Raw genomic sequence first — 17,003 nt, 5'->3', positions numbered from 1 at the left:
TAGAAAAGGACCGGCACCGCTTCATCGCGGCGGGGTGCCCTTCACTAACGTGATGTTGAAGATGCCGCCCTGGTTCTTATTCGGTTTTAACAGCAGCTCGCTGGTGAGATAGAAGAGCCTCCATTGACCGTTTGATTTCGCCCACTCGGCGCTCGCGGCGACGGTCGAACCGCTCGTAAGCGTGACCCCGAACGACCAGTGCTGCCCCGGACATAACTTATCGAGCGCGATCGTGCCGTTCCAGCGCTGATTCGGCGCAAGCGTCACGTGAGATGGAGCGCGCTTCACGCACACGTCGTCCTGCGTCTGCGGAGCCATCGTTATGGTGATGCCCGTTGCATTCGTAACCGACATGTTCAACGCGGTGACGTTCGGGTTCACAGGCGTGAGCGACTGACTGCTGCCGCATGCGCTCAGTGCGAAAGATAAAAGCAAGATCAAAACAAGCCGATGTTTGTTCACGACGATGTGTTTGGACGCCGGGCGAGCGCGCCCCTAGCCGCCTCACAAGACAGGTCTGCTCGATTTTTGCGGCGCCGCGAATCGCCACAACAAGCCATCGTGATAGTCGGTGAGCCAGATCGAACCGGCGCCATAGCGGACGGCGTCCCCGCCACGACCGCCCCAGTGGCGAACCGCGTTGGTCGCGGAGTCGATTTGCGTCAAGGGAACGCCGACGATCGTCGCCCACGCCGCGCCTGCGCCGTAAGTTATCTCCCCACCGCCGCCTGGTATCAGCGTTTGAACGTTTGCGATCAAACGTTTGGCACGCGCGTCAACCTTACTGACCGTGCCATCACCTTGATTGAGCGTCCATACCAGCCCGTCACCGGCGGCGAGGAAACGTGGCTTGAGACCTACGGGAATGGTCGATACCATTTTTCCGCTGGCCGAATCGACCCCCGTCAAGAGGTTGCGCTTACCGCTGGTAACCCAAACGATGCCGTCGGCAAATAGTGGATTATAGGAGCCCGGAGGAACCGCTACGGTTTGGCGGATGCGATTCGTCGCCGGATCGATACGAGCCAGCACGCCGTCGTTGACGACCAGCCATACGCTGTCGTCGCTCGCCGTTATTCCTCCCTCGGAGAAGGCCGGCCCGATGGGAAGAAGCGCGGCTACGGTATTGTGCCGGGGGTCGATGCGTGCGAGCGAAGGATGCGAGCCGCAGAGCGGCACCCACAAACTTCCGAATCCGAAGACGAGCCCCGAACATGGTTCAGCCGGCAGCCTGACACGAGCGACGAGTGCGTTCGCGGCGAGGTCCACGCGCTGAATCGATTTGAGTGCGTCGTTTGCGACCCACACGGAATCCGGCGTGACCGCAAGCCAATCCGGAGTGCCGCCGAGGCGGAGCGTGGCCAGCGGATGTAAAACGTCCGCGACGCTTTGCGGAACGAAGTCCAACGCAACGTAGGCCTCGTAAACGATTTTCCACGTGCCGGCGGTCTTCTCCCAGGATGCGAGATACGTGCCCGACCGCACTCGCTCGGGCGCCCTGTTTATTGCCGTCCACTCCCCGCGCTCGGCCGCGTGCTTGCCGTTCGCGGCGATCCTGATACTCGTTGGAATGCGAACGTACTCGACGAAGTTCGGGTCCTTGAACTCAACGGTGGCGTAGCTTTTGGCCAACTGATCAGCACCGGTCCACTCACTTCCATCGCTTTCGAGAAGATGTATATTCGCCTTCCACGGTTTGCGCAACGCGGCGACGTCGCGCTCGAAGATAGCGCGGTTGTTCTCAAGCCGCAGGGCACGGATTTGCGCGACGTCCGAAGGGGCGGCAGCGGCTGCGCAACAAAAAACAATAGCCGCCAACGCAAAAAGAGTCCGCATGGCGTGCTAATCCGACCCTCGAGCGCGAGCCCCTTCTTGCCGGCGCCCGCATTTGCGTTCGCTGAGATGAATTTTGCTCGACGCCGGGTAAACGTGCGGCGTGAACTACGTCGTGCTGGCGGCCGGCGAATCCGGGCGCATGGGCTTCGATAAAACGACGACGCGCCTGGGCGAAACGACGCCGCTCGAACGCATCGCTCATGCGCTCGGCAAACGACGCACGATCCTGGTCGTTCCGACCCGGCTGCGCGCGTTCGCCTCAGAGATGATGCCGCACGCCGAGGTCGTGACCAACGACGAACCGCGACGCGGAATGACGCATTCTCTGCGCATTGGTTTGAGCGCGGTTCCCACGAGCGAGCCGTTCGGCGTGCTGCTGGGCGACATGCCGGCAATGACCGAAGCGACGATCGCGCAGACCGAGGCGCTGCTCGGCGACGGCATCGACGTGGCCTTTCCGGTTCGCGCAGACGGGGTACCAGGTCACCCGGTACTCTTCTCCGCGCGGTCGCGGGCAGTCGTCGACTCGTTGCGCGAAGGCGATACCTTGCGGCACGCGCGCGACGACGCGTCGCTGGTTCGTGCGACGTGGATCTGCACTGGCGCGTCGGCGTTTCTCGATCTCGACGTTCCCGCGGAGTGGGAGGCGTTTCGTGCGTGACGTCTATCGCGAAATAGCTGCACGCCTGCGCGACGGGTTCTCGTTTGCGGTCGCGACGCTGGTTTCGACGCGCAACGCCGCGCCTGCGCCCATTGGGACGTCGCTGCTCGTCGCGTCCGACGGATCGTTTCTCGGTAACGTCGGCGCGGGTTGTCACGAGGGCGAGCTGGTCGAAGCCGCGCGCGCGACCTTGCGCGACGGTCGGGCGCGGACGATCGATTTCGATCTCGCCGACGAACTGCTCGACGGCTCTGCTTGCGGCGCAGCGATGACTGTCGTTGTTTGGAGGCCCGGCGCAGCGTTCGAATCACTCGCACAACGGATCGCGGAGGGACTAGAAGACGTGGAATACGATTGCGACGGTCACGGAGTCATCGTTCCAGCGCAGCGGTCGTTGCTCGTCGTGGGAGCGACGGATTTAGCCGCGCAACTCTCGGCGCTGGCGCAAGCGGCGGACTTCACGGTCACCGTCGTCGATCCGCGAGCGGAGTTTGCGACGTCGAAGCGGCTTCCGAACGTCGATCGTCTCGTGGTGGCGTGGCCGCAAGACGCGCTGCCGGAGTTGCTGCCGCAAGCCGATGCGATCGTCGTCGTCTCGCACGACGCCAAGATCGATTTGCCGGCGCTTCGCTGCGCGCTCGACACCGACGTCGCTTACATCGGAGTGCTGGGAAGCCGGCGCAACCAACGTTACCGGCGCGAAGTGCTCGCGCAGGACGGCTACGATGACGCGAGCTTGGATCGAATTGCGGGACCGACCGGCCTCGACATCGGCGCGGTGACGAACGGCCAAGTGGCGTGTTCGATTCTCGCTGAGGTGCTGACCGTCCTCAACGGACGCAGCGGTCTACCGTTGCGCGAGACGTCGGGCCGCATCAGCGGCCCGCAACCGCAACCTAGCGCGCGCTAAGCTTTTCGAAGATTCGGTCTTCGGTAAACGGGAGTGACGTGAAGCGCACGCCGGTGGCATTACGCAGCGCGTTGCCGATGGCCGGCGGAATCGCGTTGTTGGTATTCTCCGCGACGGACTTCGTGCCCAGAGGACCAATTTTGTCGTGGGTGTTCGCGAAGAAGACCTCCGTCTCGGGAGCGTCGGCGATTGCAGGTATACGATAGTTGCGCAAGGTGGGATTGACGACCGCTCCGGCCGCATCGTACACCATCTTCTCCTGCAGCGCATAGCCGATGCCCATTACGACGCCGCCCACGACCTGACCGCGCAGCTGGTGCGGATTCATGACGACGCCCGCATCGACGGCCTGCGCGCTGTAGAGGATCGCGATCTCGCCCGTGATTCGATGCACGGCAAGACGAACGCCGTACGCCATGAACGAAACGGTTCGCGGTGCGCCGTACGCTTTGCGGAACGCCCGGAAATCGACCCCTTCTTGCACGCCTTTGGCGCGAAGCTCGGTGAGCGGCATCTTGTGACGGCCGCAAATGACGCGGTCATCCTCGATGCGGCAGTGCTCGAGTTTTTCGCCGGTCGCGCGGCTGGCATATCCGAGAATTTTTTCGCGAAGGGCTGTTGCGGCGAGCTCGACGGCCTTCGCCGGCACCATCATGCCGACGCTGGCAAACGTACCGCTATCGTACGGCGTTTTGTCGGTATCGGCGTTGAGCACCGAAACGCGCGAGGTCGAGCAACCCATGATCTGTGCGACGATCTGCTGCTGCGCCGTGACGAGTCCATTGCCGATCTCCGTCGATCCGACGGTGAAGTGATAGCTTCCGTTTTCGAGAAGCTCGATTTCGGAACCGGAACGCTGCTCCGTGGGCGGCACGCAGTCGAGCATCGTGATCGCCATGCCGTTGCCCTCGAGCCAATGCTCGCCGTCGGGCTTCTTCTTCCCTCGACCGCTGCGCAAGCCGTCCTCGATTGCATCGACGCATTGATCCAAGCCGTAGCTGCTGATCGTGAGATCGCTCACTTCCTCGAACACCGCTTGAAGGTTGTCGTAGGCGCCCACCATGTTCTTGCGGCGCATTGCGATAGGATCGATGCCCAGGGAATGTGCGAGCTCGTCGATCGCGGATTCTATTGCAAAGGTCGTTTGCGACGTGCCGTATCCTCGGAAGCCGCCGCCGCAGTGCGTGTTGGTGTAGACGGCGTAACCGTCGCCCTTTTTATTGGGACACTTGTAGAGCGCCCACGGGCCCGACATGCCGTTCGCAAGCGTCTCGCCGCCGTGATTTCCGTACGCGCCCGTGTTCGAAACGACGCGATATTGCATGGCCGTGAGCGTGCCGTCTTTTTTCGCGCCGAGCTTCAGGTGAATCTTCACGGGGTGTTTGGTGGTCGCGCCGATGAACTGCTCTTCGCGGGTGAACTCCCACTTCACGGGACGTCCGGTCTTGAGCGTGGCGAGCAGCGGCAAATCCTCGCTCATCATGTCTTGCTTGCCGCCAAAGCCGCCGCCCACGCGTTCGCAGAAAACGTGCACGTCGCTCAGGTTGAGTCCGAAGATGAAGCACAGCTTGGACTTGACGATAAACGGGCCTTGGACGCTGGTGCGAATGTGGTAACGGCCGTCGTCGCCCCGCCAGCTGATCGCCTGCATCGTCTCGAGGTGGACGTGCTGCTGGCGCGGAGCAAAGTACGTGTCTTCGTAGATCGCGTCGGCTGCTGCGAAGCCCCTTTCGACGTTACCTACCTCGCCGTGCAGTTCGAGAAAAATGTTTTGCTCGGGATGCATTGCGCGGGAAAACTCGCCCTTATCGTGCAGGCGCGGCGCGCCGGGCAGCATCGCTTCTTCGGGATCGAAAACGGCGGGGAGAACTTCATACCCTACCTCGAGCTTGCGCACGCCCTCCTCGGCAGCCGCTTCGGTATCGGCGACGACCGCTGCGATGCGCTGGCCGACGAAGCGCGCGACGTTGTCGAGCACGTAGGTATCGTCGGGATCCACGCGGTTGTCTTCGTGAATGGCCGTCGTGAAGAGCTTGCGGGGTACGTCTTCCCACGTAAAGACGTCGACGACGCCGGGCACGCCGAGCGCTTTCGACTTGTCGATCGACGTAATGCGCGCGTACGCGTGCGGCGAACGCAGCACCTTGAGGTGCAAAATGCCCTCGGGCAGCGGAATGTCGCTGGTGTAACGCGCGTGCCCCGTCACGATGTCGCGCGCGAACGGATTGGGCACGCTCTCGCCTTGCGATTTGCCCGCGTCGTCGCGTTTGACGTTCGTTTGTCCGGCGAACGCGTCGCGGATCGCACCGTAACCGGTGCAGCGGCAGAGATTCCCCTTGAGCGCGCGCGGAAGGTCGTGCTTTTGTTCGTCGGTCAGCGACGCGCCCGTCATGATCATACCGGCGGTGCAATAACCGCACTGAAACGCCTGCGCGTCTAGAAACGCCTGCTGCATTGGATGCAGCGTGCCATCGGGACTGGCGAGGCCCTCGATCGTCGTGACCGACTTGCCGTCGGCGCGAACTGCAGGGTAGAGGCAACTGTGGACGGGCTTGCCGTCCACCCAGACCGTGCACGCCCCGCAGTCGCCGCCGTCGCAGCCCTTTTTCGTGCCGAAAAACCCGAGGTCGCGCACGAACGTGCGCAGACACTGCCCCGGTGCCGGCGACGCGGCGTACTGCTTACCGTTTACGCGGAAGTTCACGCGAAGAGCTCCCCGCAGATTTCTTTGGCAAAGTGATAGGTGAGGTGACGGCGGTGCGCCGGCGAGCCGTGGACGTCGTCGAGATAGACGTCCGGAGCGATGGCGGCGTCGATCGCCGCTCGCAGATCGCGTTCGCTCATCGCTTTTTCAAACGAAATCTGCACCGGCTTGACGGTCGCGGCCGTGATGGTAACCAGCACGCCGTTGTCGCCAAGCGTGCCGATCAACAGCACCGACGAGCGCCCGAGATGCGTGAGCGATGCTCGGCGGAACGCGTGCCGCTTCCTCAGCACGTCGCTCCTGACCCGAATCGCGCGAAGCAGTTCGCCGGGAGCGAGCACGTTGGCATGATTACCGTTGACGAACTCTGCCGCGGGGACTCGGCGCGCGCCGCCGTCGCGCGGCCAGAGCTCGTACTCGGCTTCCAGCGCGACGGTCAGCGAGATCATCGGGCCGGCCGGGAGCGACATGACGATGTTGCCGCCGATCGTCGCTTCGTTCCAAATCTTGAACGACGAGAGAAAGGAGCGGCAACATTCGCCGATGAGGCCGCCGGCCGGCCACTCTTTGGGCGGCTCGTACGCGTACAGCTCGGCAATTTTGCAGGTTGCGGCGATTTCGAGACCGTCGTCACTTGCGATCAGCGACGGCCAATCGAGCGTTTCGAGATCGATGAGCGTGTCGGTATGCACCTGCGGCTCGGAAAATAGCCACGTTCCGCCGGCAAGCCACGCGTTGCCGGCGCGCCAACCTTGGATCTCATCGAGGCTGCGCGGCCGCTTCACCTCGGTAACGGTGTTGAGATTCACGACAGCAATCTCCAAAGGATCGCCAGCTCCGCGCCATAACACGCGACAACCAAAACGGGGCTGGTGAGTACGAGCCACTTCGGCTGCTTCTCCGGGAAGAGCCACGCGTGGAACAGACGAATCGCCAGCGGCATGAGCGGCCACGTCGTGAGCGCGACGCTGATCGCGTTGCCAATGAACGTGCCCAGCGCCGGCGGAGTCGCCAGCGTTTTGAGCACGGGATTGAGAAAGCGTAGCTCGAGCATGACGACGGGGAACAACGTCATCAGCACCAGCGCAGCCGTCTTCCACATGTTCGGCGGTTTGCCGGTCGCCGGATCGGCGGGCACCCAGCCCGGGAACGACGTATCGACGCGTTGCGCTTCGAAGCCTTCGATGAGATCTTCGGCTTCTTGGAGCAGCGCCTTACGTTCCGGCGAGTTCATCCAGCGATCGAGATCGCGCTGCGCTTGAAAGCGCAGTACGGTCGTCCACCCCGTCTCGTTTTGGTGCGGCGGCTGCACGAACGAACCGATATAGCCCGGAAACACCTGCTGCGCGCGCTGGATGCGATCGGCGAAGGCTCGATACTCGGTGTCTTTGCCGGGTTTGATGCGCGTGATGATGACTTCGGTCGCGGTGTGCGCAACGTAATATTCAGCCGCGGCACCGCCCGTTAGCTGCATCAGCACGCCGCCGTCGACGAGACCGCTCGCCTCAGCAATCAAGTCGCGGTTGGTTTCGCTGTGCCGCCAAACGCGCAGCGCGTCGAACGTTGAGAACCGCGCAATCCCGACGGTCTCGTCTTGATCCGGCGTCTGCGGAATGATCTCGAAACTTTCCGCACCCGGCGAACGCAGCAGCGCGTCTTGCCAGCGCGCTTGCCAGGCGCGAAACTCCGAGTCTTTGCCGTCGCGCACGCGCGCGCACAGCAGGAGGGTTTCAGTCTCCACCGATGACCGCCGGCTGCGTTCCCGTTCCGGACCAGACGTCATGCACCGGCAACGCGGTGAAGAGATGGTCTTGCGGATGCGCCCACTTTAGCCGGTACTTCTGAATCTGCACGCGGTCGCCGGAACCGCCGCTAACGAGCAGATCGGCGCCAATGGTCGTCGACGTCGTTGCGACGCGAACCGAGAAGGCACCCGCGAACGGCTTGAACGAGGCGACTTCGCTGAAGTTCGAAACCAGCTCGTGCATCATCGCACTGTGCAAATACATCGTCGGAGCGCCTACGAGCGTCGTCGTCGTCGAGAACACCTTCACCGTGCCCGCTCCCGAAAGCTGTCCGGCGGTAATGGCCTCGGCGCCGCCGTATGGGCCTGCAAGCCATCCGGTAGCGATCGACATCGGACCGCGATAGCTCGCGCCAAAGGGGGTGAAAACCGCATCCATGTGCGGCGTACCCGGATTGTTCGGCCACGCCGGCGGTGCGCCGATCGGCGTCATGAGCGAGTACGAGAACACCTTGACTTGGCCGCCCGCGCCGGGTGCCGTTACGATGCTGTCGCGCCCGGTTAAAAAGTCGACGAAACCCGCCGCGAGATTCAAACCGGACGTGTCGCTTCCGTACGGCTCGAACGTTGCGAACGTCGCGGGTGCCGTACCGCGCGCGCCCAGTTCGCTGCTGAAGATCTTCACCTGGTCGGTCACGCCGGCGCCGGATCCGACGATGATGTTGTCCGGCGAGCGTCCGTCGATCTGCGTGGAGGCGACCGACACGCCGCCGGTCTGCGCGGCATCGAACGCTTGGAAGCGCGCGAGCTCGGTTGTAAACGGTTTACCGCCGCTCTGCGCGCCCGAATACGCGACGACTTCGGGCGCATGTCCCTTACCGGCACCCACGATGAGATCGTAGATGCCGTCGCCGTCGACGTCGCCGATGGCGACGCTGGGCGTTCCGTAAAAGTCGGGAAACGGCGTAACGGTCGCGATCAAACGATCGCCGTCACCGTCGAAGACGTTGACGGTTGCAGGATGACCCGGCGAACCCCCAACGGCGACTGCGTAATCCGAGACGGCGGGTATGACGTTCACCAGCATCATCAGCCCGTTGTCTTCGTGGTTGAGCCGGTGGCAGTGCAGTACGTATAAACCCAAGTAGTCGATGAACTTCGTGCGCATCGTCAAAGTGCCGGGCGCGATGAGCGATTCTTCCGGTCCCAGCTCGGGGGCCGGAACGTTGGCGTTGTCTTCGCCGTGCATCTGCGGTCCGAGTTTCAGGCCTACCGTCGGATCGTCGTATTTGGTTACTTGGAAATCGTTGACGTGCACGTGAATCGGGTGCGCGTCGTTATTGTGGTTGACGAAGTTCCACTCTTCCACCGATCCCAGCCGCGCTTGAATCAGCGGCACGTTGGGGAACGCGTTTCCGAAGAACGCGTAGACGAACGCCTTGGGATCTTGCTTGCTGGCGTGATTGTTGAGAAATCCGCCGTTGATGAGCAGCGTGCGGCTCACGTCGGGCTTGACTTTTGAGAGGTCGTGGAACGGCGTCGGCGCGTTGAGTTCCTGTCCCGGTACGAACGCGGTGGTGACACCCTTACCTTCGTCGGGAGCGGCGTCGAGCAGCGTCTGTGACGGAAAGATGAAGAATCCGTCGGCGTAGCTGATCGACCGGGGTAAAATGCTCAACGAGCCTAAATGACCCGGCGGGTTCTTCGTGCCGTCGTTGGTGTACAGAATGCCCGGCGCCGAAATCGAACGCGCGCCCGAGCCTAAGCCCGGCAGCTCCATGCGCAGGCCGCCTTTTTCGGGCATCGTCACGGCAATCGCGTAGCGCGACGCCGGCGGAATCAGCAGCTCGGTTCCATCCGTTTCGTGCGGATACTCGACTTTGCCGTAGGCGATGCCGTCTTGCCCGACGATGGCAATCTTGGGGTGGTAGCCGGTTGCGGTCTCGGTCAAGCGAACGTTCATATAGGCAATGTCGCTGACGTTGGCGAGCACCCAGATCTCGGTTTGACCCGGTTTGATCTTGAGCACCGGTTCGAACTGTCCGTTGACGGTGAACTGCGTGTCGCGCTCGTAGTCGGGAAGCTTCAAGTTCGCCTTCAAGACGGGCTCGCCGGCCTTAAACGGCGTGAACCGCTGCAGGTTCATCGGTACGAACTGGAAACGGCCCCGCGTGTTGTGAATCGACAGCGGTCCCGAGTACCACACCGTCGCCCACTGCGTGCCCTTGGGCGAATCCAAGAAGTTCACCGGCGCGAGCAACGGCCGATACGTGCCGTCGGCGAGCTCGTTGCCTTTGGGCGGGATCAGCGTGCTCACCCACTGCGGCCAGTTCGGATTGGTCATCTGCGCCAAACCGTCTTTACGATCGAAGACCGTATTATATTGCAGCATCATCGTGCGGATCGGAATGTTCTTTTCCGTTACGAGGGGGATCTCGCTGTCGGCGCGGCCGACGAGCAGCATGCCGGCCAGTCCGTAGAACGTCTGCGATGCCGTCAGCGTGTGCAAGTGGCTGTGATACCAGAACGTGCCGGGCGTCATGTTCTTGGGAATGTCGTAGACGTAGGTGTTCGCCATGCCGGCATCGATGTGCAGCAGCACGTTGTCGGCGTTTCCGCGCGGGCTAACGTGCGCGCCGTGCACGTGCAGGTTGATCGGCGACGACGTCAACATCGTTGGATACTTTGGCACCGGCCGGCCCGCGGGCGTGTATTGCGGATCGTAATAGTCCGCGATCGAGAGATTACGCAACTCGTTGTTGAGGTGAACGATGAGACGTTCGCCGGGCGCGACCCGCAGGGTCGGCCCGGGATACATATGGTTGCCCGACATCCGACCGTCCGACGCAGTACCGCGTTGCAGTGTGTAGTCGAAGAGCAACATGTTCTTTACGGGCTTTGCGACGGTGTCGAGAGACCCGGTATCTTGTCGTGGAATCAGCGTGACTTCGAGAATCCCGTCCCGGCTCGAAAGGATCACCGGTTCTTTAAACGGGCGAGCGCCCATTGGGGGATCGGCAGCCGCTCCGGTCGCAAACGCGAGCATAACGAGCAATACCGACACGCCAAAAATCCGCGGCATGGTAAGAAGCCCCCCTCGTTCAAGGCGCGATTAGAGCGTGACCGTTTTGTGCGAGAGCAACGGGGTCCTTCGGCGGGGCACGGCTCGGTTACGTCGAAACGTAAACTTTCGTTATGCGCTTGCCTGCCTATATCGTTTGGAGCGGGTGCATTTTTGCACTTGTGACGACTGCTGCCTCGAGCGACACTGCGCCACCCGTTCGCTGCGCGACGCCCTGCGCGACATTTGCCGCGTTTCCGGTGCCGGAAGCGCATCCGCACGGGATCGTCTACAACCCCGAGGGTCCGCTCAAAGGCATCTGGTTCGATAATAGAACGACCGACGGCACGTCGGGCGTGGTCGCGTTCGCAACGAATGGAACGCAGCGACGCTATCTCACGCCGACGCCGGGGTCGCAGCCGGGTTCGATCAATATCGCCGCGGATCACACGATCTGGTTTACGGAAAGCGCCGCGAACAAACTCGCGCAAATCACGTACGACCGGAAGATTATCGAGTATCCGGTGCCGACGAAGAACGCACATCCGCTCGACATTACGCGCGGCCCCGACGGTGCTATGTGGTTCGTCGAGTGGGCGACGGGCAAGATCGGGCGCGTCGCCCCCGACGGCAAGTTCACCGAGTTCCGCGTCGGAAGCGCCGCGAGCCATCCGACCGCGCTGATCACCGGGCCGGATAAGGCGTTGTGGTTCACCGAGGTCGGCACGCACACGATCGGTCGCCTGACGACATCGGGCCAGGTACGCCATTTCAGCGCCGGACGCGGCGATCTGACCGGCGACGTTACGACCGCCATCGACGATTCGTTCTGGTTCGGTAAGCGCGACGCGGTGACGCGGATGACGACGACCGGAGCGCTCACGGAGTACAAGCTCGCCAACGTCGTCGATTCGGGAGCGATTTTCGGCAGCCGTTTGGGCGGCGTCTTCCTCGGCGTGATCAAGCGCGACGGCACCGGTGCGGTTGCCACCGTCTCGGCCGGCGGCAAGCTCTCGACGTTCGATCTGCCGCAGAAACATCTGCTGCCGGCGGAGTTCGCGCAGAACGCCGACGGCGCGTTCTACATGGCGGTGGATAGCGACGGCCGCCAAGCGTCACCGTCGCAGCTGTTCTCACTGCACGTGACGCCGACGGCCGCCTCGATCGACGTGCCGCGCACGACGATCGTCACGGGCGGAGGGCCCGATTGGATGGCGACGGGCGCCGGCGCGATGTGGATCGCAAACATCAGTTTAAAGGAAGTCGAGCGCATCGACGCCGCCGGCAGTAAGATCGCGGCGCGCATTCCGGTAAAGGGCGTGCCCTGTTCGGGCGCCGCGTTCGGTTTCTCGAGCGTCTGGATTCCCCTGTGCGCGAACGGTAAGGGAACGTCGCTGGCCCGGATCGATGCCGCGACCAATCGCGTCGTCGCAACGCTGCCTATCGCGCCCGCAAACTCTGAAGGCGGTATCACCGCGAGCTCCGATAGCGTGTGGATGGCGACCGGCGATCGCGAGCTGTCGCGCATCGACCCGTCGACCGGCAAGGTTCGTCAGCGCGTTCCGGTCGCCGCCGGCTCGCAGAATCCCGTCTATGCCGATGGGACGGTGTGGATCACCAGCAAAGCGTCGAACGCGCTCACGGCAGTCGACGCGAGTAGCGGGCAAGTGCTGACGACGATTCCGATTCCCGGCGGTCCGCACTTCGTGGCGGCCGGCGGCGGCGCGATTTGGACGATCGGTCAGGGTGACGGCGTGGTGACGCGCGTCGATGCCAAGAATAAGCGCGTGGCCGCGCGCATCTATGCGAATATCGCCGGTTTCGGAGGCGACGTCAGGTATGGCGCGGGGTACGTCTGGACGACGCTGGTGGGCGTTCCGTTTACGAAAATCGACGCAGAAAACACCCGCATCATCAAGCAGTGGTACGGCCGCGGCGGCGACGCTATCGACTTCGGCTACGGCACCGTCTGGCTCGCAAACTACAACGATCACTTGGTCTGGCGAATAAAACCTTAGCGCTCGAAACTCGCCGCCGCCGCGCGGTGTTGTGAGGGCGATGCCCGCTCGCCGCTATTTGCCCTCGATCGCGCTCGTAGCCGTTTGGTTCCTCTGGGGATCGACGTATCTAGCGATTCGTGTCGGTGTCGAAACGCTTCCGCCCTATTTAATGATCGGTACGCGGTACGTTATCGCGGGGGTGGTGTTGTTCGCCATTTTGCGAGCGCTGGCGCCGCGCGACAAGAAGCCGCCGCTGCCGACGCCGCGGCAGCTTTTTCACATCGCCGTTACCGGCGTGTTGCTGCTGACGATCGGCAATGGATTATTGGCGGTGTCCGAGACGCGCGTCGATACGAGCATCGCAGCGCTCTTGGTAGCGAGCACGTCGATCTGGATGCTGCTGCTCGAAGCGATTCGCGTACGCAAACCGATCGGCACAGCGTCGGCAGCGGGCTTAGTGTTGGGTACGCTAGGGATCGCACTGCTCGTCGGGCACCCTTTGGGTGGGTCGGACGCGTGGTACATGGTCCTTTTACTCGTCAGTGCGTTTTCGTGGGCGCTCGGCTCGGTCTACGCGCGTGGTTCTGAGCATCATCCGCTCGCGGCGCCTTTAGAAATGCTCACCGGCGGCGCTTTGGCGGTGATCGTCGGCTTGTTCTTGGGTGAAGCCTCACATCTCAACCTTGCGGCCGTTTCGCTGCAATCGTGGCTCGGGATGCTGTGGCTGATTATCGGCGGGGCGCTGGCGGGATATACGGCATTCGCGTTCATCCTGCGCACGCTGCCGGCTGCAACGGTCGCTACCTTTAACTACGTGAATCCGGTCGTGGCGGTGCTGCTGGGCGTTACGTTTCTGCACGAACCCATGACGTGGAACGTCGCCGCAGGCGGCGTTGCCGTGATCGCGTCGGTCGTGGTGATTTTACTTGGCAATCCGGTAACGCAAGTAAACGACTGCGGTGCCGATTCGGCGCGTCTCAAGGAGCTCGAGACTACGCCGTAGGCCGCCGGGCCGAAATGCCGGCTTTCCGTCACCCAAGATCGTCGAGTGGAGCAGCAGGTGACATTCGTCGACGAGATCGGCTTCAATCGCAACCGCGGCAAGCTCCGCACCGCCGATGGTGATGTCGCGATCCGATTCCCGCTTGAGCTTTCGAATCGTCTCCGGGTTGAAGTCCCGTTCGATACGTGTGCTGCGTGTCGCAGCGCTCGTCAACGTTCGTGAGAAAACGATCTTCTCAGGCTTCTGCCAGATCCGAGCGAACTCACGGTGTTCGGGCCGATAGTCCTCGACCGGTCCGTCCCAGTAGGCCATCGTCTCATAAAGGCGCCTTCCGTAGAGATACGTTCCGACAGGCCGCAACAACTCACCGGCAAACGCGTGCACCTGATCGGCACTGAGCCAGTTAAAGTTACCGGTTTCGTCCTCGATGTACCCGTCCAGCGACGTATTGGTGATGTAAATCAGCTTCGACATACGCAGTAAGAACTCTAAATGTACTTTCTGAGTTTCGGCCACAACGTGGCGAGCGGAATCTTGATACCGTTGCAGACCATGATCGGAACATCGTGCTCGTACGAAATGACCCATGGTGCGTCGAACACCGCGGCGCGGCGGGACGACGCGAAAAGGTGATCGCGGGCACCGCAGTCGCCGTGCACGTCGATGATGACGTTGCCCGTGTAGCCGTGGGTTCCCCATAGCCAGTAGTTGTTGTGACCGGAGACGGCCGGCGGTAAGCCATAAGCGCTTCCAAAGAAATCGACGGCGGCGGCTTCGCCATAGTTACTGGCGACGATTGCCGCCTGGCGCCGGTGATCGGGCGGCAGCGCGTTATAGATACCGGCGATCGTCGCGACGAGCTCCGGCCAACCGTGCATGTCCGCCCAGTCGGTCGGTAACTGCGCGGTTTGGCCGTGTTCCGTCGCCATCGTCGAGCGGCTGATGTGCAGCACGTTGCCGACCCACTGCTGATAATCGACCATTTGCGTCTCGCCGAGAACCGGCAGCGAGAACGGCAGGAAGAACAATCCCGCGACGATCATTACCGGCACGAGCGCGACGCGTACGAGTCTAACGTTTTGCGTCCAGCGCTCGATTGCGACGCCGCCGGCGGCAATGACGATCGGGTACACGTCGCCGGGATAGTAGTGCTTGCCGTGCGCGACGATCATCAGCAGGATGAGGATCGCGTATGTCCACGCCAAAAACCGTGCGGATCCGTCGCGGAACAGCCGGATCAAACCCACGATCCACACCGGCGAGAGAAACAGATTCGTCAGAAGCAGCTGCTGGAAGAGGTAAACGCCGGGGCTGACGACGACGTTCTTGCCCATCGTTTGCGCATTGCGCAGCAACTCGAACATCGGGTAGCCGTGAACGGCTTGCCAGATGAAGTTCGGCAGCGCGATGACGACGGCGAGCGCAGCACCGGCGAGACACCAGCGCGAGAACAGCATCCGGCGCTGCGGCGTCAGCGCAATGCCGGCGATCAGCGCGACGGTAAAGAAAATCACGCTGTACTTGCTTTCGAGGCTGAAGCCTATTGCGGCGCCGGCGGCGAGCCAGAGTCGCGGATCGCCGCCTTTGGCGATGCGCAGCACGAAAAGCGCGGCCAGCGGCCACAGCCAGAGCCCAACCATGTCGGGGCCCACTTTCATGCCGAAGGCCAATAGCACGTTGCAAAAGAGGTAGGCCAGCGTAGCGACGACTTCTGCGAACGCATCGCCGCCAAGCTCGAGCACGATCTTGCACGTGACGTATGCGCCCGCGGCGGCGAAGATTGCCGGCACCGCGCGCAGTAAAAACAGCGAGTGGCCGAACAGCTGCGAGCCGGCCGCAAGCAGCGGCGTCACCGGCGGTTGGTCGACGTAGCCCCACGCCGGATGAAAGCCGCAAATAATAAAGTACAACTCGTCGCGGAAGAATCCGTAATGCGGATTGCCGGCGAGGTGAACCGCCAGCGCCACCAGCGCCGCGACGAACGGAACGCGGGCCGCGTTCACCCGAAACGGCTCCTGTATTCCGTTGGCGCGACTCCGAACCGGCGCTCGAACGCCCGGCGGAACGTATCGTCGCTCGAGTATCCGACGTTTTCTGCGACCTTGCTAATGGAATCGCGCGCGTTGACGAGCAGCCAGCGCGCTTCGTCGAGCCTCAGCTCCTCCACGAAATCAGCCGGCGTAACGCCGAGCAAATGCTTGAACTTGCGCGTGAAGTGGCGCGGGCTAAGATTGGCATGTTCGGCGATCGACTCGATCGTCAAGTTGTCCGCGAGATGTCCGCGAATCCAGCCGGCGATGTCGCCGAAGTGCTCTTTCGCCTGCGTCTGCAGTAGGAGCGGCTGCGAATACTGCATCTGGCCGCCCGAGCGTTTGAGATAAACGACCAGCTCGCGTGCGACTTTGAGCGCGACTTCCTGTCCGCAATCTTCTTCGACGAACGACAAGCAGAGATCGATACCCGCGGTAATCCCGGCCGAAGTGTAGTACTTGCCGTCTTTGACGAAGATGGCATCGGCATTCATGCTGACCTTCTTCCACGTATCGCGCACGTCGCTTGCATAGCGCCAATGCGTGGTGGCGAAGCGTCCGTCGAGCAGGCCGGCATCGGCGAGGGCGTAAATTCCGGTGCATACGGAGGCGACGCGCCTCGCCTTCGCGGCGTTGGCGCGAAGCCAGCGCGAAACGGCCTCGCGCACCTTCGGGTCGACGCGAATTCCGCGACCGCCGGGAACGACGATCGTATCGAACAAGCCGCCTTCGGCGAGCGTTTCCTCCGCGAACAGACTGAGTCCCGATTCGGTTTTGACGCGTCCTTTGCGGACGCCCACCAGGACGACCTCGTACGGCGGGACCTTCCCGCCGGCCTCGGCGTTCGCGGCTGCGAACGTATCGGCGGGGCCGATGACGTCGAGCGCCTGAACTCCGTCGTATCCGACGATTCCAATGCGTCGCGTTTTCATGACTAAAGTCTAGAGAGAACCGGCCATGGCCGCAATGACCGGAAAGCGGCGATTTCGGACATCATCGTCCTGGGTCTAACGTAGCAGGCGCAGGCGCTTTCGTCTGGAACTTTTGATTCTGC

The 17,003-nt window shown here is 62.5% G+C and carries 13 protein-coding genes; 4 read left to right on the top strand and 9 right to left on the bottom strand.

Features of this window, described 5'->3' with window-relative positions; all coding sequences use genetic code 11:
- Positions 1-21: 21 nt before the first annotated feature.
- The gene (locus tag VGG89_15915; GenBank protein HEY1978038.1) at positions 22-381 is read right to left on the bottom strand and encodes a hypothetical protein; all 360 of its coding nucleotides are present in this window, start codon (positions 379-381) and stop codon (positions 22-24) included.
- 123 nt (positions 382-504) lie between these two features.
- Positions 505-1,836 carry a DUF4440 domain-containing protein gene (locus VGG89_15910; GenBank protein HEY1978037.1) on the bottom strand — a complete coding sequence of 444 codons (1,332 nt, stop codon included), beginning with the start codon at positions 1,834-1,836 and terminating at the stop codon, positions 505-507.
- Positions 1,837-1,936: 100 nt separating this feature from the next.
- Between VGG89_15910 and VGG89_15905 the strand changes: the two genes are divergently transcribed.
- The gene (locus VGG89_15905) at positions 1,937-2,497 is read left to right on the top strand and encodes an NTP transferase domain-containing protein (GenBank protein ID HEY1978036.1); all 561 of its coding nucleotides are present in this window, start codon (positions 1,937-1,939) and stop codon (positions 2,495-2,497) included.
- The gene (locus tag VGG89_15900) at positions 2,490-3,407 is read left to right on the top strand and encodes an XdhC family protein (GenBank protein HEY1978035.1); all 918 of its coding nucleotides are present in this window, start codon (positions 2,490-2,492) and stop codon (positions 3,405-3,407) included. The genes VGG89_15905 and VGG89_15900 overlap by 8 nt, the downstream gene beginning before the upstream one ends.
- Here VGG89_15900 and VGG89_15895 read toward each other — a convergent pair.
- The 4 genes from VGG89_15895 to VGG89_15880 are packed head-to-tail and all read right to left on the bottom strand — an operon-like array spanning position 3,394 to position 10,937.
- Positions 3,394-6,111 carry a molybdopterin cofactor-binding domain-containing protein gene (locus VGG89_15895; GenBank protein HEY1978034.1) on the bottom strand — a complete coding sequence of 906 codons (2,718 nt, stop codon included), beginning with the start codon at positions 6,109-6,111 and terminating at the stop codon, positions 3,394-3,396. The two genes, VGG89_15900 and VGG89_15895, sit on opposite strands and share 14 nt — an antisense overlap.
- Positions 6,108-6,920 (bottom strand): FAD binding domain-containing protein, encoded by an 813-nt coding sequence (locus VGG89_15890; protein HEY1978033.1) that lies wholly within the window; start codon positions 6,918-6,920, stop codon positions 6,108-6,110. The genes VGG89_15895 and VGG89_15890 overlap by 4 nt, the downstream gene beginning before the upstream one ends.
- A complete protein-coding gene (locus VGG89_15885) occupies positions 6,917-7,852 on the bottom strand; it encodes an antibiotic biosynthesis monooxygenase (protein HEY1978032.1) in 936 nt (311 codons plus the stop codon). The genes VGG89_15890 and VGG89_15885 overlap by 4 nt, the downstream gene beginning before the upstream one ends.
- Positions 7,842-10,937, bottom strand: a complete 3,096-nt coding sequence (locus tag VGG89_15880) for a multicopper oxidase domain-containing protein (GenBank protein HEY1978031.1) — start codon at positions 10,935-10,937, stop codon at positions 7,842-7,844. Before VGG89_15880 ends, VGG89_15885 begins: the two co-directional genes overlap by 11 nt.
- Before the next feature lie 161 nt (positions 10,938-11,098).
- Between VGG89_15880 and VGG89_15875 the strand changes: the two genes are divergently transcribed.
- Together VGG89_15875 and VGG89_15870 are read left to right on the top strand one after the other, a co-directional pair.
- Positions 11,099-12,934 carry a PQQ-binding-like beta-propeller repeat protein gene (locus VGG89_15875; protein HEY1978030.1) on the top strand — a complete coding sequence of 612 codons (1,836 nt, stop codon included), beginning with the start codon at positions 11,099-11,101 and terminating at the stop codon, positions 12,932-12,934.
- 40 nt (positions 12,935-12,974) lie between these two features.
- The gene (locus tag VGG89_15870; protein ID HEY1978029.1) at positions 12,975-13,919 is read left to right on the top strand and encodes an EamA family transporter; all 945 of its coding nucleotides are present in this window, start codon (positions 12,975-12,977) and stop codon (positions 13,917-13,919) included.
- Here the strand turns inward: VGG89_15870 and VGG89_15865 are convergent.
- The 3 genes from VGG89_15865 to VGG89_15855 are packed head-to-tail and all read right to left on the bottom strand — an operon-like array spanning position 13,839 to position 16,881.
- On the bottom strand, positions 13,839-14,393 hold the full coding sequence (locus VGG89_15865) for a dihydrofolate reductase family protein (protein ID HEY1978028.1): 555 nt from the start codon (positions 14,391-14,393) through the stop codon (positions 13,839-13,841). The two genes, VGG89_15870 and VGG89_15865, sit on opposite strands and share 81 nt — an antisense overlap.
- 14 nt (positions 14,394-14,407) lie before the next feature.
- Positions 14,408-15,922: a glycosyltransferase family 39 protein gene (locus tag VGG89_15860; protein HEY1978027.1), complete on the bottom strand. Its 1,515-nt coding sequence runs from the start codon at positions 15,920-15,922 to the stop codon at positions 14,408-14,410.
- Entirely contained in the window at positions 15,919-16,881 is a 963-nt protein-coding gene (locus VGG89_15855) for a GlxA family transcriptional regulator (GenBank protein ID HEY1978026.1), read from the bottom strand. The genes VGG89_15860 and VGG89_15855 overlap by 4 nt, the downstream gene beginning before the upstream one ends.
- Between the last annotated feature and the right edge of the window lie 122 nt (positions 16,882-17,003).

The sequence above is a fragment of the Candidatus Baltobacteraceae bacterium genome (assembly GCA_036488875.1).
In the GTDB taxonomy this organism is placed as follows: domain Bacteria; phylum Vulcanimicrobiota; class Vulcanimicrobiia; order Vulcanimicrobiales; family Vulcanimicrobiaceae; genus JAFAHZ01.
This window is presented reverse-complemented; position numbering and strand designations above follow the sequence as displayed.

Excerpts from the sequence above, each read along its gene's own strand:
- VGG89_15910 (HEY1978037.1), bottom strand. The coding sequence starts at position 1,836 with ATGCGGACTCTTTTTGCGTTGGCGGCTATTGTTTTTTGTTGCGCAGCC.
- VGG89_15880 (HEY1978031.1), bottom strand. The coding sequence starts at position 10,937 with ATGCCGCGGATTTTTGGCGTGTCGGTATTGCTCGTTATGCTCGCGTTT.
- VGG89_15870 (HEY1978029.1), top strand. The coding sequence starts at position 12,975 with ATGCCCGCTCGCCGCTATTTGCCCTCGATCGCGCTCGTAGCCGTTTGG.
- VGG89_15865 (HEY1978028.1), bottom strand. The coding sequence starts at position 14,393 with ATGTCGAAGCTGATTTACATCACCAATACGTCGCTGGACGGGTACATC.
- VGG89_15855 (HEY1978026.1), bottom strand. The coding sequence starts at position 16,881 with ATGAAAACGCGACGCATTGGAATCGTCGGATACGACGGAGTTCAGGCG.